This window comes from Trichococcus sp. TS_SC_9, assembly GCF_056156325.1.
Window position 1 is genome coordinate 1,380,178 of sequence record NZ_CM149591.1, and the last position, 19,309, is coordinate 1,399,486.

At 47.5% G+C, this 19,309-nt stretch carries 21 protein-coding genes; 19 read left to right on the top strand and 2 right to left on the bottom strand.

The genetic code is table 11. From position 1 onward, the window contains the following. The first annotated feature begins 23 nt into the window (after window positions 1-23). The 7 genes from AC0J5I_RS06720 (at window position 24) to AC0J5I_RS06750 (ending at window position 7,006) form a co-directional block, all read left to right on the top strand. A complete protein-coding gene (locus AC0J5I_RS06720; protein WP_086987101.1) occupies window positions 24-491 on the top strand; it encodes a PTS sugar transporter subunit IIA in 468 nt (155 codons plus the stop codon). Beyond that, entirely contained in the window at window positions 472-1,959 is a 1,488-nt protein-coding gene (locus AC0J5I_RS06725; protein ID WP_268811282.1) for a PTS ascorbate transporter subunit IIC, read from the top strand. The genes AC0J5I_RS06720 and AC0J5I_RS06725 overlap by 20 nt, the downstream gene beginning before the upstream one ends. 43 nt (window positions 1,960-2,002) lie before the next feature. After that, window positions 2,003-2,290 carry a PTS sugar transporter subunit IIB gene (locus tag AC0J5I_RS06730; protein ID WP_140185495.1) on the top strand — a complete coding sequence of 96 codons (288 nt, stop codon included), beginning with the start codon at window positions 2,003-2,005 and terminating at the stop codon, window positions 2,288-2,290. Window positions 2,291-2,301: 11 nt separating this feature from the next. Beyond that, the gene (locus AC0J5I_RS06735; protein ID WP_475304986.1) at window positions 2,302-3,030 is read left to right on the top strand and encodes an L-ribulose-5-phosphate 4-epimerase; all 729 of its coding nucleotides are present in this window, start codon (window positions 2,302-2,304) and stop codon (window positions 3,028-3,030) included. Next, on the top strand, window positions 3,005-3,847 hold the full coding sequence (locus AC0J5I_RS06740) for an L-ribulose-5-phosphate 3-epimerase (RefSeq protein WP_475304990.1): 843 nt from the start codon (window positions 3,005-3,007) through the stop codon (window positions 3,845-3,847). The genes AC0J5I_RS06735 and AC0J5I_RS06740 overlap by 26 nt, the downstream gene beginning before the upstream one ends. Before the next feature lie 64 nt (window positions 3,848-3,911). Then, window positions 3,912-5,924 carry a transketolase gene (gene tkt, locus AC0J5I_RS06745; protein ID WP_475304995.1) on the top strand — a complete coding sequence of 671 codons (2,013 nt, stop codon included), beginning with the start codon at window positions 3,912-3,914 and terminating at the stop codon, window positions 5,922-5,924. Window positions 5,925-5,974: 50 nt separating this feature from the next. Further along, entirely contained in the window at window positions 5,975-7,006 is a 1,032-nt protein-coding gene (locus tag AC0J5I_RS06750; protein WP_475304999.1) for a hypothetical protein, read from the top strand. A gap of 299 nt (window positions 7,007-7,305) precedes the next feature. Here the strand turns inward: AC0J5I_RS06750 and AC0J5I_RS06755 are convergent, their stop codons facing one another. Further along, the gene (locus AC0J5I_RS06755) at window positions 7,306-7,719 is read right to left on the bottom strand and encodes a cupin domain-containing protein (RefSeq protein ID WP_475305003.1); all 414 of its coding nucleotides are present in this window, start codon (window positions 7,717-7,719) and stop codon (window positions 7,306-7,308) included. Window positions 7,720-7,738: 19 nt separating this feature from the next. After that, on the bottom strand, window positions 7,739-8,056 hold the full coding sequence (locus AC0J5I_RS06760; RefSeq protein WP_475305007.1) for a carboxymuconolactone decarboxylase family protein: 318 nt from the start codon (window positions 8,054-8,056) through the stop codon (window positions 7,739-7,741). A 327-nt stretch (window positions 8,057-8,383) separates the two neighbouring features. Between AC0J5I_RS06760 and AC0J5I_RS06765 the strand changes: the two genes are divergently transcribed. The 12 genes from AC0J5I_RS06765 (at window position 8,384) to AC0J5I_RS06820 (ending at window position 19,149) form a co-directional block, all read left to right on the top strand. Further along, complete coding sequence (locus tag AC0J5I_RS06765) at window positions 8,384-9,190, top strand: hypothetical protein (protein WP_475305011.1); 807 nt, start codon at window positions 8,384-8,386, stop codon at window positions 9,188-9,190. A gap of 159 nt (window positions 9,191-9,349) precedes the next feature. Beyond that, complete coding sequence (locus tag AC0J5I_RS06770) at window positions 9,350-10,225, top strand: DUF1295 domain-containing protein (RefSeq protein ID WP_107994716.1); 876 nt, start codon at window positions 9,350-9,352, stop codon at window positions 10,223-10,225. 36 nt (window positions 10,226-10,261) lie between these two features. Further along, entirely contained in the window at window positions 10,262-10,675 is a 414-nt protein-coding gene (locus AC0J5I_RS06775; protein ID WP_475305012.1) for a MerR family transcriptional regulator, read from the top strand. Window positions 10,676-10,778: 103 nt separating this feature from the next. After that, complete coding sequence (locus tag AC0J5I_RS06780; RefSeq protein ID WP_475305013.1) at window positions 10,779-11,642, top strand: DUF3737 family protein; 864 nt, start codon at window positions 10,779-10,781, stop codon at window positions 11,640-11,642. After that, window positions 11,626-12,801: a MalY/PatB family protein gene (locus tag AC0J5I_RS06785; protein ID WP_475305015.1), complete on the top strand. Its 1,176-nt coding sequence runs from the start codon at window positions 11,626-11,628 to the stop codon at window positions 12,799-12,801. The genes AC0J5I_RS06780 and AC0J5I_RS06785 overlap by 17 nt, the downstream gene beginning before the upstream one ends. A 149-nt stretch (window positions 12,802-12,950) precedes the next feature. Beyond that, complete coding sequence (locus tag AC0J5I_RS06790; protein ID WP_475305018.1) at window positions 12,951-13,832, top strand: LysR family transcriptional regulator; 882 nt, start codon at window positions 12,951-12,953, stop codon at window positions 13,830-13,832. A 109-nt stretch (window positions 13,833-13,941) separates the two neighbouring features. Beyond that, window positions 13,942-14,745 (top strand): MBL fold metallo-hydrolase, encoded by an 804-nt coding sequence (locus AC0J5I_RS06795; protein WP_475305022.1) that lies wholly within the window; start codon window positions 13,942-13,944, stop codon window positions 14,743-14,745. A gap of 19 nt (window positions 14,746-14,764) precedes the next feature. Then, window positions 14,765-15,745 carry an aldo/keto reductase gene (locus AC0J5I_RS06800; RefSeq protein ID WP_475305026.1) on the top strand — a complete coding sequence of 327 codons (981 nt, stop codon included), beginning with the start codon at window positions 14,765-14,767 and terminating at the stop codon, window positions 15,743-15,745. Window positions 15,746-15,895: 150 nt separating this feature from the next. Beyond that, a complete protein-coding gene (locus AC0J5I_RS06805) occupies window positions 15,896-16,177 on the top strand; it encodes a YkvA family protein (RefSeq protein ID WP_475305028.1) in 282 nt (93 codons plus the stop codon). A 208-nt stretch (window positions 16,178-16,385) separates the two neighbouring features. After that, the gene (gene nfsA, locus AC0J5I_RS06810) at window positions 16,386-17,135 is read left to right on the top strand and encodes an oxygen-insensitive NADPH nitroreductase (RefSeq protein ID WP_475305033.1); all 750 of its coding nucleotides are present in this window, start codon (window positions 16,386-16,388) and stop codon (window positions 17,133-17,135) included. A gap of 403 nt (window positions 17,136-17,538) precedes the next feature. Next, window positions 17,539-17,670 (top strand): hypothetical protein, encoded by a 132-nt coding sequence (locus tag AC0J5I_RS06815; RefSeq protein ID WP_255356057.1) that lies wholly within the window; start codon window positions 17,539-17,541, stop codon window positions 17,668-17,670. Between the two features lie 261 nt (window positions 17,671-17,931). Next, on the top strand, window positions 17,932-19,149 hold the full coding sequence (locus tag AC0J5I_RS06820; RefSeq protein WP_475305045.1) for a chloride channel protein: 1,218 nt from the start codon (window positions 17,932-17,934) through the stop codon (window positions 19,147-19,149). Window positions 19,150-19,309 lie beyond the last annotated feature (160 nt).

Below are 19,309 nucleotides of genomic sequence, written 5' to 3' on the forward strand. Positions count from 1 at the left end.
AAGCACCTAAGAGGAGAGATCATATGTTAGATGAAGTCATCAAAAATCAAAGGTATTCTTTCCACGAGGGATTCGATAGTTGGCAAGACAGCATCCGTGCTGCTTGTCAACCACTTATCGAAGAAGGCGCCATCGAGAGCGCTTATCCCGAGTACATCATCGAAAACGTAAACGAATTCGGACCTTACATCGTCATCGCGCCGGATATCTGCATCCCGCATGCACAAGAAGGCAAGGGCGTAAATGAAACCGCTATCTGCTTCATGCGGACGAAAGTGCCAGTGAACTTCGGGCCGGCAGCCGAGTACGAAGCGCGCATCTTCTTCGTACTGGCATCGACAGACAACGAGAAACATCTGGCCAACCTATCCACACTTGTGACATTGCTGTCCGACGAAAGTGTCGTGGACGCCTTTATACAAGCCAACTCAGTCGCTGATTTAGAAAAAATTATGGAAATCGAGGGTGAATATCTTGGAACTACTAATTAGTGTATGGACATTCTTTCAAGTTAATATCTTAACGCAACCTGCTTTTTTCCTCGGTATTATCGTATTCGTCGGCTATCTATTGCTGGGCAGACCCATATATGACGCTCTTGCCGGATTCATCAAGGCTACTGTCGGATATCTGGTACTGAATGTAGCGGCTGGCGGTTTGGTCGGAAATTTCCGTCCGATCCTGGCAGGCTTGAAAGAAAGATTCAACCTTTCGGCAGTCGTAATCGATCCATATTTTGGACAAACAGCTGCACAACAAGCAATCGAAGGTGCAGGACGTTCCTTCAGCCTTATGGTTATCGTTTTGCTTATCGCTTTCATGGTGAATATTGTTTTAGTCATTTTCCGTAAATATACTAAAGTCCGGACCGTGTTCATCACCGGCCACATCATGGTGCAACAGTCTTCCACTGCTTTATGGCTTGTCTTGTTCGCTTTTCCTGAATTGCAGGATGCGGGCGTCATCATCATGTTGGGCCTTTTGTTGGGAACGTATTGGTCAGTCTTCTCTAATCTGACAGTTGAAGCAACGCAAGACTTGACTGAAGGCGGCGGATTTGCCATCGGCCATCAACAAATGTTCGGTGTCTGGTTGACCGATAAATTTGCAGGTAAATTCAGCAAAAATAGCAAAAAATTGGAAGACGTCACGCTGCCAGGGTTCCTTTCCATCTTCAAAGAAAGCGTCGTTTCTACAAGTATTCTGATGTTCCTGTTCTTCGGAATCATCATGGGTATCCTCGGGAAAGATCTGATGATGACCATTGACCTAGCCTATACAGGTGAGCGTAACTACATATTCTACATCCTTGAAAAATCGTTGTACTTCGCAGTCTATCTGCAAATTTTACAACTGGGTGTCCGCATGTTCGTATCAGAATTAACAGAATCCTTCCAAGGGATCTCCAACAAACTGTTACCTGGTTCTATGCCGGCAATCGACTGTGCAGCAACTTATGGATTCGGTCCAGGAAATGCCGTAACATTCGGATTCTTGTTCGGAGCTTTGGGTCAATTCTTGGCGATCATCGGCTTGGTTGTATTCAAGAGCCCTGTGTTGGTCATCACCGGATTCGTTCCAGTATTCTTTGATAATGCAACCTTCGCTGTATATGCAAACCATAAAGGCGGCATGAAAGCAGCGATGATCATCCCATTCATTTCAGGTGTCATTCAAGTAATCGGCGGCGGCTTGGCTGCCTACATCTTCCAGCTTTCCCAATTCGGCGGCTGGCATGGTAACTTCGACTGGGATACTCTGTGGTTAGGATATGGAGTCATCATGAAATACGGCGGTTATGCCGGTGTCGCTGCACTTGTAATCGGGATGTTGTTGATACCACAGATTCAATACCGCAAAAACAAAAAACACTACTTCATGATCGCGGAAGATTATGAACAATACAAAGAAGAAATCGAAGCTGAAAACCAAACTGAATTCAGCACTGAAGTAGCCTAAACGAAAAACCAAGATCAGGATAGATAACTAGGAGGAATTAATTATGAAAGTACTAGCTGCATGTGGAAGTGGAATGGGTTCAAGCCAAATCATCAAAATGAAAATTACGAATGTCTTCAAAAAATTGGACATTCCTTTGGAAATCCACCATTGCGCGGTTTCTGAAGCAAAAACACTGGCTCCGAGCTATGATGTGGTCGTTTGCTCGAATTCTCTCTTGGATGTATTCAAAAATGTGGACCAAAGCAAAACGAAAATCATCGGGTTGAAGAATCTCTTGTCCGAAAAAGAGATCGAAGAAAAAGTCCGCGAAATCGTCTTGGGCGAATAGGCGGTGCTCCCATGACATACACTGAATTGAAAAAAAGAGTGCTGGAAGCTAACCTGCAGTTACCCGAATACGGCTTGGTGAAATTCACCTGGGGCAATGTTTCCGAAATAGACCGTGAAAAGCAAATCATCGCAATCAAGCCATCCGGGGTCGAGTATGCGGATATGACTGTTGAAGACATCGTTATCGTCGATATGGACGGGAATGTAGTGGAAGGCAGCCTGAAACCATCTTCGGATTTGGATACGCATCTTGAACTCTACAGGAACTTCAAGAATATCGGCGGTGTGGTCCATACGCATTCACCATGGGCAACCACTTTGGCGCAAGGGGGAGCAGAGATTCCGGCCTACGGGACGACGCAAGGGGATTACTTCTACGGGACGATCCCTTGCACCCGCCGGATGACGAGCGAAGAAATCGCGGGATCCTATGAACTGGAAACCGGAAAAGTAATCGTCGAGACATTTGAAGCTATCGATGAAGACCAAGTTCCGGGCGTGTTGGTCCACAGCCATGGCCCCTTTGCTTGGGGAAAGGATGCCTTCGAAGCGGTCCACAATATGGTCGTCATGGAAGAAGTTGCCATGATGTCTTGGCGCAACCGCGTTATGAATCCAGGGATCGAAAGCATGCAGCAAGAACTGTTGGACAAACATTTTCTTCGAAAACACGGTCCGGGAGCCTATTATGGACAGGTCAAGGAGGAGAAAGATGACTTACACGTTAGGAATCTATGAAAAATCGATGCCGGGCAATCTGAGTTGGAAAGAAAAACTGTCGATTGCGAAAAATGCCGGCTATGATTTTTTGGAAATGAGTGTCGATGAAACAGACGAGAAGCTGGCACGCATCGAATGGAGCAAGCAAGAGCGGAAAGAACTGCTGGACGCCATGTACGAAGTCGGGCTGCCGATCCGCTCCATGTGCCTCAGCGGACATCGCAAATATCCACTAGGTTCGCATGATCCGCTCATCCGTGAAAAAAGCTTGGAGATCATGGAAAAAGCCATCGATCTGGCGGATGATCTGGGAATCCGCATCATCCAATTGGCAGGCTACGATGTCTATTATGAAGACGGTGATCAGCAGACTAAGGAATACTTTATCGAAAATCTGCAGAAAGCCGTCGATATGGCAAGCAAAAAAGGCATTCTGTTGGGGTTCGAGACGATGGAAACGCCGTTCATGAACACCGTTGAGAAGGCGATGGAATATGTACACATCATCCAATCGCCGTATCTGCAAGTCTATCCGGATACAGGGAACTTGAAGAACGCTTCCTTGTCCTGCACGAACTCCGTTTATGAAGATATCCAAACGGGCAGGGGACATATGGTTGCAGCGCATCTGAAGGAAACGATTCCGGGGCATTTCCGTGAAATCCCCTTCGGTACGGGACATGTATCTTTCGAAGAAACGATCAAAACGATGTGGAAAGAAGGCGTCCGCCGTTTTGTTGCCGAATTCTGGTATACCGGTCAGGAAAATTGGCTGGAAGACATCCAGTTCGCCCACACTTTCTTAAGAGGGAAATTTCAAAAAGTTGGCCATTAATTGAGTTTGGTTGAAGGTCAAAAGACCTTCAACCATTTTTTAGGAAGAGAGGATAAATGGAAATATGCAAAATACATTTGATCAAATCGACGAGCTGGCGGTAAATACCGTCCGCACATTAAGCATTGAGGCTGTACAGAAAGCCAATTCAGGGCACCCCGGGTTACCGATGGGAGCGGCGCCAATGGCTTATGCTTTATGGACAAAGCATCTGAAAGTCAATCCTAAAAACAGCAAATGGGCAGACCGTGATCGTTTCGTATTATCTGCTGGACACGGGTCCTCATTGTTGTACAGCTTGTTGCATTTATCCGGCTTCGCTATAAGCATGGATGACGTGAAAAACTTCCGTCAATTCGGCAGCAAAACACCTGGACACCCGGAAGTGCATGACACGGACGGCGTGGAAGCAACGACTGGTCCTTTGGGACAAGGGATTGCGAATGCGGTCGGTTTCGCGATGGCGGAAGCGCATTTAGCTGCTACCTACAACAAAGAAAACTTCCCGGTTGTGGATCACTATACCTACTTCCTGAATGGCGACGGCGATTTGATGGAAGGTATCTCCCATGAAGCAGCCAGCTTGGCAGGGCACCTGAAATTGGGCAAACTGATCGGTTTGTATGACTCCAACGACATTTCCCTTGACGGCCCGACATCCAAATCCTTTACGGAAGATGTAGCTGCCCGTTTCGAAGCTTACGGCTGGCAACATATCTTGGTGAAAGACGGCAATGATCTGGAAGCCATCTCGAAAGCCATCGAAGAAGCGAAAGCCGAAACCGAAAAACCGACTTTGATCGAAATCAAAACCATCATCGGCTTTGGCGCTCCTGACGCTGGAACGCACAAAGTGCATGGCGCTCCATTAGGAGCGGAAGGCGTCGCTTTTGCTAAAGCGGCATACGGATGTGTGGATGAAGCTTTCTGCGTACCGGCTGAAGTCACAGCGCGATTCAATGAAAAAATGGTTACTGAAGGCCAACAGTCTGAAGCAGCATGGACAGCCATGTTCAATGACTACAAAGCGGCTTATCCGGAATTGGCGCAACAATTTGAAGCTGCCATCGCCGGTAAATTGCCTGAAGGCTGGCAAGACAAGTTACCTACTTATGAAGTGGGCAGCGCAGCCAAAGCAAGCCGTGTGACCAGCGCAGAATCTATCCAAGCATTGGGTGAAGCTGTACCATACTTCTGGGGCGGTTCTGCGGACCTATCGTCATCAAACAACACAATGATCAAAGCAGCATCCGACTTTGAGCCGGGCAACTATGCCGGCCGCAATATCTGGTACGGCGTGCGCGAATTCGCGATGGCCGCTATCATGAACGGAATCGTATTGCATGGCGGAACCAGAACGTATGTAGGGACATTCTTCGTCTTCACAGATTATCTGCGTCCAGCGATGCGTTTGGCTGCCATTTCGCACTTGCCTGGCACTTACGTGATGACGCATGACTCGATCGCAGTCGGCGAAGACGGCCCGACACACGAGCCGGTTGAACACTTGTCCAGCTACCGCGGCATGCCAAACCTGACAGTTCTTCGTCCGGCTGATGGCAACGAAGTCAGCGCAGCATGGGAAATCGCCGTGTCTTCAACAGACAAACCAACGATGTTGGTGTTGACGCGCCAAAACTTGCCTGTCCTTGAAGGAACGCCAACTTTGGCCCGCAAAGGCGTGAAGAAAGGTGCTTACGTACTTTCTCCACAACAAGGCGAAACGCCTGCCGGCATCCTGATCGCAACCGGTTCGGAAGTGAGCCTGGCTATGGAAGCGCAGCAACAATTGCGTGAAGCTGGAGTGGACGTCTCTGTCGTCTCCATGCCGAGTTTCGATCTGTTCGAAGCGCAGGATGTAGCCTACAAAGAAACAGTCTTGCCTGGCGCAGTCCGCAACCGCATGTCCATCGAAATGGGCGCGACCTTCGGTTGGGAACGTTATGTCGGCCTGGATGGCCTAGCTTACGGCATCGATACTTACGGCGCAAGCGGCAACGGGAACACGGTGATGGCTGAGTTCGGCTTTACGACCGAAAAAGTGGTTGCGGCCTATCAAGCGAAGTTCGGAAAGTAAGCCGAGTAAAGCGATACGTATGCGAGGCTAATGATGAAGGGAGCACATTAATGATGAAAATAACCAAGAAGAAATTGGATGATATGTACCGAAGCTACTGCGCCAGCTACATCACGATCGGCGGCGAAACGTGCGCGCTGATCGCCAGCGAAGAGGAAGGCTACCCTTGCTACATGTATTCAGGCAAGGACTTTGAAAAAAAGGAAACCGTTTGGGAAAAGGGTGGGGGCTGCATGTCCATCATCCCTATCCCGAACAAAAGCAATGAATTTCTGGCCATCGTTGATTTTTATTTGAAGGTCAGCCCAAGCAAATCGAAAGTCGTCTGGGGCAAGTATGATCCCGAGACCGGCTGGGAAATCAAGGATGTGCTGTACCTGCCTTATCTGCACCGTTTCGACATTTATGATGTGGAAGGTGTGAACTACTTTGTCGGCGCCACGATAGCGGATGACAAAGATTTCAAGGATGATTGGTCGAGATCAGGCAGCATCTATTACGGTGTTCTGCCGAAAGATCCCACAGCCGGCGTCGAGCTGAAGGTTTTAGGGAAAGGCTATTTCCGCAACCATGGTTACTACAAGGATTATGAAGGCGACAAACCGGTCGGCTATTTCACCAGCGACCAAGGCATCATCAAAGTGACGCCTTTTGCTGATAAAGCATGGGAAATCGAGCAGATTTTAGACACCCCAATAGGCGAAGTTGCTCTTTTCGACATCGACTCGGATGGCACGAAAGAAATGATCACGATCGAGCCTTTCCATGGAGACAGCATCAAAATCTACAAAAAGACGGAATCCGGTTATGAATCCGTCTATGAATATCCGCATAAAATCGACTTCGCCCATACCTTGGTGGGGACGACGCTCAGGGGTGTACCGAGCTTTGTTGGTGGCATCCGTCGCGAAAACTGCGACCTGTTCTATATTCAATATGTGGACGGTGAATTCAAGACGGAAATCGTCGACAAGGGCTGCGGCCCATCCAATATCATGGTTGTGAACGAAGCGGATAGGGACATCATCATATCTGCGAACCACACCGGAAACGAAGCGGCGATCTACATAGTGGAAGAGTGATGCGACGAAAAATTTCCGTTTGGCGGGCGACTGACTGTGGTGTTCTCCTCCGGTGAACGGAGGCTTCGCCGAAGTTCGGCACATTCTTGGTTGTGATCTCCGGCGAGTTCGGCTTCGCAGGAGGTGCGGTCGGTTCCGAACAGTGTCCTCCGGCCGGCAGCCACCTCGCCGGAGCTGAGGACCAGTAACCAGTATTTCCACCGACTAACGGACACCGTAAATCTCTTTCACTAATAAAATACAATCACAAAAAGAATGTCCGGCCCCTTTTTCAAGGCTAGACATTCTTTTTTGTGCACTTATTGATGAAGCGCCTCATAAAACTCATCGGCAACAGCTTCCAGCCATTCCGGTTTTCCGGCGGTGATGGCGATGTGCTCGAACCAACTATCCTTGGCGGCGCCGTGCCAGTGTTTCACGGCGTCATGGGTCACGATGACATCCCCGGGCTTCAGTGATTGGGCAGGCTTGCCGTCTTCCTGATACCAGCCTTCTCCACCGGTGACCAACAGTATTTGGTAGCCGTCGTGGTGGATATGCCAGTTGTTGCGGCAACCCGGTTCGAAAGTCACCGTACCGACTCCGACTGCCACTTCGGGATCGGCAACCAGTGCATTAAAATAACTTTGGCCGACAAAATATTGCGCGTAGGCTGTGTTTTTATCCCCAATCGGGAAAATGATGCCTTTTTTTACTTCTTCGTTTTTTGACATAAACTATTCCTCCTGTAAATCAATCTTTGTATATTTCTTTGGCGATGTTGAAAGCGGACCAAGCTTTTGGCCAGCCGACATAGAACGCGAGTTGGGTGATGATTTCCACAATCTCCTCTTTTGTCACGCCGTTATCCTTTGCCTTGTTCAGGTGGAACGGAAGCTGTTCAAAGTTTCCGCCCGTGATCAATGCTGTGACGGTGACGATGGAACGATCGCGCGGTGCGAATTCCTTTTCCCGCGACCAGACTTGCCCGAACAAAACATCGTCATTCAGTTCAGCGAACTTGGGCGCAAAATCGCCTAATAAATCTCTTCCTGCTGTAACTTTTGCCATAAAATCATCTCCTTAGGAATGTTAGATTCAGCATACTACCTAGAGTGCACTTTAAGTCAAGGGCGAGTCCAACATTTTTGGTCCGTTCTCAAAATAGCGTGCTATAGTAACTGTTGAAAATGGAGGTGGACGTGCGGCCTATTTAATTGGAGAGGTCTCAGAAATGGTAGGCATCTCTACGTCTGCGCTTCATTACTAGGAGAATCACCTAAAAGGGGAAAAATAAGCCTTTATCCTCAAATCGAATCAACACCATTTGACAGGAAGCCGAGTTGCTCATTAGTTATCTAAAATTAGGATATAATGTATTTATTGAGGAGGGGATATATGTTTACATTGGGAAGAAAGATGGATTTTAGTTATAAAACAAATCAGATGATAGTGCTATCGTCAGTATTAGCTGCTGCTACAGGCTGGATGTTAACCAGCAATGTTTTATCGGGGGTTTATATAGGCTTTGGCGTTTTTTTAACGTGGGCACTCGTCAGAGAACTGGATCCAAACCATGAGTATTCAGCATTTCTAGCTGCTGCCCTTTCACTTTTAAATTTACTTTATTATGAAAGTGTCCATCTATTAGTGGTTGTTTGGATACTTTTACTTATGAGGATCGTAAATGGAATTACAGGAAAAGAGCTGACTACGTTTGATATATTTTCAGTGCTAGGACTTACTATCTACCTATCATTCAATAACGGAAACAGTATCTATTTAATGATAGTTGTTTTAGCTATGGTCTTTAGCATAAAAACGGGAGAAAAAACGAGAGAAGCATGGGTAGCTAGTGCAATCAGTATAGGAATTGTTGCAGTAGATCGGGTGTTTACAAACTATTTATCATTCAACAGTATAGATTATTCAAATGCTATAACCCTATTTGTAAATGCTGTATTAGGTTTATCGCTTATATTATTTTGGTTTTTATCAAAAGATGAAACCAAAGATGATAGAGGGAATAGCGTGAACAGATTTAAACGAGTAGCAAGTCAAATTTTGTATAGTGCAACGGTTTTTTTGCTGTTTGTCTTTGGGGGTGTAAGTCTAAATAATTTAGTTATCTACTTGTCAGCTGTATTAGGTGCAACCATTTACTTTATTGGAGGTAAGATCCTAACGAGAACGCATTCCAATTAAAAGGATAAAAAATTCGGGCTGCATTTTAAAGCTTTGATTCGATTGCTTATTATATATTAGTGTATAATGAGAGTATCACATTTTATTGATAGAACTAGCTAAATTTTTTTGCTTTTTTGGGGTAGGGTACGATGTATAAAAATTTGAAAGAGGTGGAATATGGATAAGAAAAGGATTGTAATTTATACGCTATTATTTATAGCAACGTTAGCAATAGCGACGCAAGGATTCACGAATATAGGTTTGGATGGACTACTTGTCCCATTAATTTTTACCTTTGTTTATTTTACGATAATCTTTATTATTGCAACAGTAATTAAAAACAATTCAATTGTCGATATTGGTTGGGGGATGGGGTTTGTTGTGGGGAGCTGGCTTACACTGCTTGTGACTGAAAATCCCACAGTTTTATCGTATGCTATTGTTGGATTTATTAGTGTGTGGGGCCTTAGGTTATCACTCCGTTTATTAAAAAGAAATTATGGGAAACCCGAAGATTTCAGATATGCACAGTGGCGTAAAGAATGGGGTGATAAAGTAGTCGTCACCGCCTTTTTTAGAGTGTTTGTGGTTCAAGGTATCATTAACTTTATCGTTGGATCTGCGAGCTATGTGGTAATCAAATACAACGAATTTAGTTTTGATTCAGCTCACCGCTATTTTGTTTATGCTGCATTATTCATTGCGCTGGTAGGGCTGTTCTTTGAAGTGGTGGGTGATGAACAACTAAGACAACACATCAATAAAAAAACACATTCACTTCTGCAATCAGGATTATGGTCCGTCACACGTCATCCAAACTATTTTGGTGAAATCCTAATTTGGATTGGATTATATGCTAGTGGCATTACGTTGTTCTTTACTGATTCCATCAACCCTTATTATTATTTATTATTAGTGATCTCACCTATTTTGATGAGTACCGTATTAATCAAAGTATCAACTCCATTACTGGAGAAAAATATGGAGAAATACGATGGATGGGAAGAGTACACCAAAAGAGTTCCAATGCTTTTTCCTTTCACTAAAAAATAGTGCTATAGTATGCGTAATAACTGGAGGTGGGAGCAAATGTCCTATTCAATCGGAGAATTTTCGAAAATGATCGGTCTGCCTGTGTCGACGCTACGCTACTATGAGAATGAAGGTCTGCTGAAACCGGATCGCGATGAAAACAACTTGCGCATCTATACCGATCAGGATTTGAAATGGGTAACTTTTCTCCTGCATCTCAAAGGCACCGGCATGTCGATGGCGGAACTGAAGCAGTACACCATTTGGCGTGCCGAAGGGGATGCGACGATGCTGGAACGGATGGAACTCTTGGAGAAGCGGCGAGGTTTGTTGGAAAAAGATATCCAAGTATTGATGCACAATCTTGAAGTGATCGAAAACAAAATCGATTTCTATGAAGATCGCCTTGAAGGGGAAACAGTTAACTTCAGCTCCCAACCAGAAGCCGAGAAGGAAAAAAGCACCAAATAAGCATGAAATAAGCCCGCCGCTTGGTGGGCTTATTTTTTTCCGCTTGACTTAACGTCAAGGTTAAGGTGTACGCTCTTGTTGTATAAGAGAGGGGTCAAGAAATATGGAACATCTAAATCAACAGCTATTCACCGGGGAGCGGGCCCTGTTCAAAGCAGCAGACCTGCAGATCAGCCATTCAGTTTTTGCGGACGGGGAGTCCCCTTTGAAGGAAAGCAGCAACATCATACTCGACAACACGATCTTCCGTTGGAAATATCCTTTGTGGTATGCGCGGAACATCCAGGCAAACAACATCACTTTAGTGGAAACTGCGCGTTCCGGCATTTGGTATACCAATGGCATCATCATCACCGAAAGCATGATCCAAGCGCCCAAGACATTCAGAAGAGCAACCGATATTACGCTGGAACGTGTGGAACTGCCAAATGCCCAAGAGACGTTGTGGAACTGCAACGATATCACGCTGAAACACGTAAACGCAGCAGGCGACTATTTTGCGATGAACAGCGAAAACATCCAAATCGAGCACTTTACGTTGTCGGGCAACTACGCCTTTGACGGTGCCAAGAATATCGAGATTTCGCATGCCAAATTGCTTTCAAAAGATGCTTTCTGGAACTGCGAGAATGTGGTCGTAAGGGATTCGACGATCATCGGTGAATATCTGGGCTGGAATTCGAAAAACATCACCTTCATCGACTGCATCATCGAGAGCAACCAAGGCATGTGCTACATGGAAAACGTGAAGATGGAGAATTGCACGCTCATCAACACCGATCTGGCATTCGAATATTCGACGGTCGACATTCAAGCGAACAGCCGTATCGACAGCATCAAAAATCCGATCAGCGGTACGATAACCGCTACTGGGATCGGGGAGCTGATCGTTGACGATCCGGAAATCGCCGCCGAGAATACCAAATACCAGCTTGCGGAGGACCGGGAATATGCCATTCGATTTTGATCAGGTCATCGATAGACGGAATACCAACTCATACAAGTGGGAAGTCAAAGCGGGTGAATTGCCGATGTGGGTGGCGGACATGGACTTCGGGACGGCGCCGGCTGTTGTCGACGCCATCGAAAAACGCCTGAAGCAAGGCGCTTTCGGCTATAACACCGTCCCGGACAGTTTCCGGGAAAGCATCATCAGGTGGTGGCAGAGGCGGCATCAGTTCACCATGGAAAAAGAATGGATCCTCTATTGCACAGGCGTCGTCCCGGCCATCTCTTCGCTTGTTAGGGAAATGACGGAAATAGGCGATGACATCGTTGTGCTTTCGCCGGTCTACAACATTTTCTACAATTCCATCCTGAACAATGGGAGGAAAGTCTTGGCAAGCGAACTGCACTATGGAGATGGAAGCTATGCCATCGATTTCGCGGATCTTGAAGAAAAACTATCCCGCAGTACGACTGCGCTGTTCATTTTCTGCAATCCGCACAATCCAATCGGTAAAGTCTGGGATCGGGCGACGTTGGAACGGATCGCCGAACTGTGCACCAAGCATGATATGCTGGTCGTGAGCGACGAAATCCATTGCGATTTGACGCACATCGGCCACGCGTATATCCCTTTTGCCTCCGTTTCCGAGGAAATTGCTGATCGGACAATCACCTGCGTTGCTCCGACGAAAGCGTTCAATCTTGCCGGGCTGCAGACAGCGGCGATCGTCATCCCGAATCCTGAAATCCGAAAACTAGTGGACAGAGGGATCAACACGGATGAAGTGGCGGAGCCCAATACCTTCGCGATCCAAGCGGCTGAAGCGGCTTTCGACGAAGGGGAAGAATGGCTGGAGGAATTGCAGGACTATCTGGAACAGAACCGAATATTTCTGATCAGTTCATTGAAACAACTTGTGCCCGAAGTATATGTGGTCGAGGCTGAGGCAACTTATCTGGCTTGGATCGATTGCGCAACGATAACGGAGGACACGAAGAAACTTTGCGCATTCATCCGGGAGAAAACCGGATTGTACCTTTCCGAAGGGGATATCTTTGGCGGGAATGGCTCGCGTTTTGTCCGCTGGAATTATGCCTGCCCGAAGGCGCTTCTGGAGGATGGGATTCAGCGCTTCGTCGAAGGTGTGCAATTGTACAAAAAAGAATATTCAGGGTAATGGGAAACGCTGCAGAGTCGCGCTATGGATGCGATTCTGCAGCTTTTTTCTGACAGATGTTCCCGCTTGTCGGATTGGGGTACTTGTGTCATCATGGAAGTGTGAACGCCTTCACTGGCGAAATAATCAGTAAATGGAGCACGGTAATTATGGAATTAAGGGTCATGCATTATTTTTTGACGGTTGTTTATGAGGAGAACATCACCAGCGCTGCCGAGAAACTGCACATCACGCAGCCGACGTTGTCCCGGCAGATGATGCAACTGGAGGAGGAATTGGGCGTCCAGTTATTCCGACGCGGAAAAAGGAAAATCGCTTTGACGAGCGAGGGCCTGCTCCTGAAGCGCAGGGCGGAAGAAATCCTGGATTTGACGAATCGGACCGAGAAAGAACTGAAGCAGCAGAAGCCGCTCATGAACGGTGAAATTGCGATTGGTGGTGGCGAAACGCAATTTATGCGGCTGCTAGCCGAGCATATCAAGCGATTCAGTCTGGATTATCCGCAGGTCACCTACAAGTTTTATAGTGCGGATGCCGACGAAATCAAGGACCGTGCCAATAAAGGACTGCTGGACATCTGTCTGTTGACGGAACCGGTGGACGTCGAAAAGTTCGACTTCCTTAGGATTCCGCAAAAAGAAAAATGGGGCGTTCTCATGAGAAAAGACAGTCCGCTGGCGCAAAACGCGGAAATCAATCCGGATGATCTTTTGCCTTATCCGATTTTGGTCGCGGGCAGATCGATTGTCCGCAATGAATTGGTGAACTGGTTCGGGGACGCATTCGATCGAATGAACATCATCGGCAGCTATAATCTGATCTATAACGCAGCCCTCATGGTGGAGGCGGGCCTGGGATATGCGCTTTGTCTGGAAAAGCTTATTCCGGACAGCGAGGACGGTCCGCTTTGCTTCAGATTGTTGGATCCCGTATTGGAAACGGGTGTCGTGATCGCTTGGAAAAAATACCAGACTTTCCCGCCGGTCGTTGCGAAGTTCATCGAGGAGTTAAAGAATGCCTTCAAGGCATGATTAAAGATACGAAACAACTATTGGCATTGGCGCTCAAACAGGTTTAAGATAACACTATAAGATAGTCTGCAGCGGTTTGGATTGACCGGGCCAGAAGGAGGAAAAGCAAATGGCAACACACAAACAAGCCGTTCCACCACCTACCGTGTTTTTTGGAGAAGAAGCTTTTCAACCGATCGACCACACGGAAGTCCGCTGGCTGGGCAGCGGCGGGATGTTCGTGAACACCCGCGGCACTTGCATCATGATGGATCCGATGCTGAAGGACTTCGATATGCCGCTTTTGATCGACATGCCGATTGCGCCTGAAAAGGTTCCGCATCTGGATGCTGTATTGATCACACACTGCGACAATGACCATTACAGCGTGCCGTCGCTGCACGCGATGGAGCATGTTTCCAAGGCATTCCACGGACCGCATTATGTGGCTGAATTGATGCAAGCGGAAGGTTTTCCGGCAAACGGACATGATATCGGAGACAGCTTCGAAATCGGTCCGGCCAAAATAATGCTGACGCCGGCGGACCATGCCTGGCAGAATGAAAAAGCGAAATACAACTACCGGGTATTCCGGTTGGAGGATTACTGCGGCTTTTGGATTGAAACGCCTGATGGAATCATCTGGGCACCGGGCGATTCCCGCCTGATGAAGGAGCACCTGGAGATGCCGCAGCCGGATGCGATCCTCTTCGATTTTTCCGACAACGAATGGCATATCGGATTGGAAGGGGCCATCCAAATGGCGAACACCTACCCTGAAGCACATCTGATCCTTTGCCATTGGGGAACGGTGGATGCGCCGGAAATGAACGTATTCAACGCCGATCCGCAATCTTTGTACCGCAGTGTAGTGAACCCGGAACGGATCCACGCCAACGCACCAGGACAGCCATTCACTTTGAGAAAAGGGTAAGCAAAGGAGGAACTTAGTTATGGAGTATGTGAAATTCGGCAACACAGGGATGGACGTATCCAGGATCTGCTTGGGCTGCATGAGCTTCGGGGATCCGGATACGTGGCTGCATAAATGGGCGCTAAAGGAAGAGGAAAGCAGACCGATTATCAAGCGCGCTTTGGAGTTGGGTATCAATTTCTTTGATACCGCCAATGTCTATTCCTTGGGAAGAAGCGAAGAAATTCTTGGACGCGCCATCAAGGACTTTGCGAAGCGTGACGAGGTGGTCATCGCGACGAAGGTCCACGGCAAGATGCACGAGGGCCCGAACGGTTCTGGGCTGTCCCGCAAGTCCATCCTGAGCGAAATCGACAATAGTCTGAAACGCTTGGATATGGATTATGTGGACCTCTACATCATCCACCGTTGGGACTACAATACACCGATCGAGGAAACGATGGAAGCCCTGCACGATGTTGTCAAATCCGGTAAGGCCCGATACATCGGAGCTTCCGCAATGTATGCGTGGCAGTTCCAAAAAGCCCTGCATGTAGCGGAAAAGAACTGCTGGACGCGCTTCGTGTCGATGCAGGACCATCTGAACCTGCTTTACCGCGAAGAGGAACGGGAAATGCTGCCGCTTTGCCGGGAAGAAAAAATTGCCATCACCCCGTACAGCCCGATGGCATCCGGCCGCCTGACGCGCGACTGGTCGGAGACGTCCAAACGGATGGAGACGGACAATGTAGCGCGTTCGAAGTACGATGCCACTGCCGATAAGGACATGATCATCGTCGAACGGTTGGCTCAGATAGCCGCCGACAGAGGTGTTTCCCGCGTCGAAATCGCCTTGGCTTGGCTCCTGCAGAAGGAACCGGTCGTAGCGCCCATCATCGGAGCCACCAAACTGGAGCATTTGGATAAACCAATGGAAGCCGTATCGCTCAAGCTGACCGATGATGAAGTCGCTTTTTTGGAAGAACCGTATGTCCCGCATTTGATTGTCGGGCATAATTGATGCATTTTGGCAGGCGGAAAAATCATCCTTGAGACTGATTCATATACTTTAAATAAGCAGTATACTTTGTTCACGATAACCAGACGAGGCATAGCGTTATGTGTGTCTTAGGAAAGGTTGTCCAAATCAATCAGCAAAGGAAAATGCATAATGAAAGTAAAAAAGAAAATCAGTCTGACACCTTTTAGCAAAGTTAAGTCGCTTATACTTTCCCTGTTCGATTCCAAAGTCGACGGCAAGAAAAAATGGCTGGTGTTGGGGATCATTCTTTATATCATCAGTCCGATCGACCTCATCCCGGATTTTATCCCGATGGCCGGTTATGCGGATGACGTGCTGTTGCCGATCCTGTTTTTGGTCGCTGAAAAATTATTGAGCGACGAAGCGATTGAAGGAAATGAACGCCCAATCAAAGAAGCCAAAAAAATATAATCTCCAGCAAAACCATTCAGCTAATTGGATTTCAACTTCAATGCTTTGAACGATACAGTCCCAATCTTAGCTTTTGCGGCTAAAGACTGGGACTTTTTTCTTGCTCAGAATGCTGTGCCTTGATCCGTTTGGATGGACGTGGATTTTGGATTCCTTTAGAATGAGCATATGGATTCAATATAAGCTATCTTGAAGGTGAGGAAAATAAATGAATGAAACAATTGAGCGCATCCTGGCGCACCGCACAGTAAGGGATTTTGAAGACCGGGCTTTGAGCCCGGAACAGATAGAAATAATCGTCCGCAGTGCCCAAGCGGCATCCACCTCAAGTTTTGTGCAGGCCTATTCCATCATCGGAGTCACGGATCCCGACAAAAAACGCGAATTGGCGAAAATCGCGCGCAACCAGCATTTCGTTGCCGAGAATGGCCATTTCTTTGTGTTTTGCGCGGATCTGCATCGCCACGATATGATCGGAAAGATGGAAGGGAAGGACGTTGCAGCCTCGCTCGAGAGCACTGAAAAATTCATGGTCAGTGTGGTTGATGCATCCCTGGCTGCCCAGAATGCCGCCCTGGCTGCTGAAGCGATGGGCCTCGGGATCTGTTATGTCGGCGGTTTGCGGAATGACCTCGAAAAAGTCAGCGAACTCCTGAAGATTCCTGCTAAAGTGCTGCCGCTCTTTGGACTGGCGGTTGGTTATCCGGTCAGCATCAACGATCAGAAGCCACGTCTGCCTTTCGAACATATTTATCATGAGAACGAGTATCAACAGAATAATGCAGTCTATGAAGAACAACTTGAACAGTACAACGAAGAGATCCAAGAGTACTATCAAGCGCGGACCGAAGGCGAACGCTGCGACACGTGGACCGGGCAGATGGCAGAGATGCTCTCCCATCCGCAACGCATGTACATGCATGACTTCGTCGAAAAGCAAGGGATGAACAAGAACTGATTCAGGAAATATTTCCTCTTGCATCGAACGGATATTCGTGTTATAGTTACCTTTCAACGTCCAAGAACATATGCAACTGATATGTATGGAACCATGGCTTTTCTCTATTCTGCAGCGGATGCTGCAGGCAAACGGAACCAAAAATAAGCGAAGTTAAATTTATATGTAGCGCCACACTATGGTGCCCGCAACATGAATTTCCAAGATTTAGATTTGATAGTGAAAAAGCCGCGATTCCTGTACAGGAATACCTTTTTCTTTCTTATGATAATAAGTAGAGACGGAAAGGTACTCGATTGAGTGCCTTTTTGATTTCTCTGAGTACAGAAAAAAAGGATATATGAGGGGGTTGAAAGATAGTAGCGTACGCATATGGTTACGCTAAAGAAGGAGCAAGAAATATATGAAGAACATCGTCTATACGAATTCGCAGAACGTGACTATTGAAATATCATGGGAAGCGTATTACAAAGAGATCGACATGCGCAAACAAGAGCGTTTGAAGAAAAAACAAGCGCAAACAAGCGGCAAATAAGGTCCAAGCGGCTTCCCATGAACGGATAGCCGCAAATCAAAAAGCTCGGAATCCCTGACTCGCAATTGATGAGGCAGCGGCTTCCGGGCTTTTTTTGGCATGGGTCCGTTTCATGAAAGATTTGACTTTCCATATCCAAATGTTGCGTTCGATTCAGACAATAACTTCCAGATATTCCTATCGGTTTCGTGGTATCATCATTGGAAGATGCCTTACTAGAGGCGCAGTGAAAAATATCAGATTAGAAGAAGGAATATAACAATGGATGAAAAGAAATCATCGGTTTATCAAGAAATACTGTTTTACGGAATGGCAGCAATCCTGATGGGTATTCTGGTGGGGGCCTTGGATGCTTTGTTTGGCGAAGTCCTCATTCTGATCACTCAGTTCCGCCAGCAGCACATCGCAGGATTGTTGCCGTTCCTCGCAGCCGCCGGTTTGGCAATCGTCTATGTCTACCAAAAATTCGGTAAAAATAGCAGCAAGGGGATGGGATTAATCTTTTCCGCGGGGAACAGGCAGGATGAAGAGATACCGAAACGTCTTGTTCCACTGGTCATCGGCGGCACATGGCTGACCCATCTATTCGGCGGCAGCGCCGGCAGGGAGGGGGTGGCCGTGCAGATCGGCGCGACCGTTGGCTATACTTTCGGCAAAAAGCTCCCTTTCCATGATTCGAAAAAAATTCTGCTGGTTGCCGGGATGGCGGCCGGTTTTGCGGGCTTGTTCCAGACACCGCTTGCGGCGACCTTTTTCGCGTTGGAGGTGCTGATGGTCGGCAGGATCGAATACCGCGCGCTTTTCCCCGCAGCGTTAAGCGCCTTTGTGGCTTCCTATACCTCGCATTTTCTCGGGTTGGAAAAATTTTCGGTTGACCTGAATGTGGTGGTCCCGGTTGATTTGCTGTTCGCTGGAAAGGTTGTCGTCTTGGGCATCTTCTTCGGAGCTGTCGGGGGGTTGTTCGCCAAATTGCTGAAGGGCACGAAAGGCGGGCTTGCGCAAAAGATAGCTGATCCTTACAGAAGGATTTTTGTGGTGGGCATTCTGCTGACCATTGTGTTGTTTGCGTTGCATATGGGGCGCTACTCGGGATTGGGCACCAATCTGATCAGCGCCAGTTTTCAGGAGGGCACAATCTATGGTTACGACTGGGTATTGAAGTTGGTGCTGACGATCGTTACTCTGGCAGCAGGTTTTCAGGGCGGGGAAGTCACGCCGTTGTTCTCGATCGGTGCAAGTTTGGGCTATTGGCTGGCGCCGCTGTTCGGTTTGCCACCGGAATTTGTGGCCGCGTTGGGCTACGCAAGCGTCTTCGCCTCCGCGACGAACACCTTCATAGCGCCCGTATTCATAGGCGTCGAAGTCTTCGGATATGATACATTGCCGTATTTTTTTGCGATTGTGTCGGTCGCCTACGTATTCAACAGCGGGTATTCCATCTATGCGCAGGAAAAAGCCAAGAGCGATTATTTGCAATAGTCATTCGGAGAAAACAGGATAACTTATACTTTCGATGCAGGCTGTCTCTAAATGGGGCAGTTTTTTTGCTGTGTGTTGGTAACGCGTAAGTTTGGCGAAGAGGGAATCCGGGTACCCGGCCGAGCCGCCCGTTTCAATCAAATAGAGCTGTTTGTTTCAC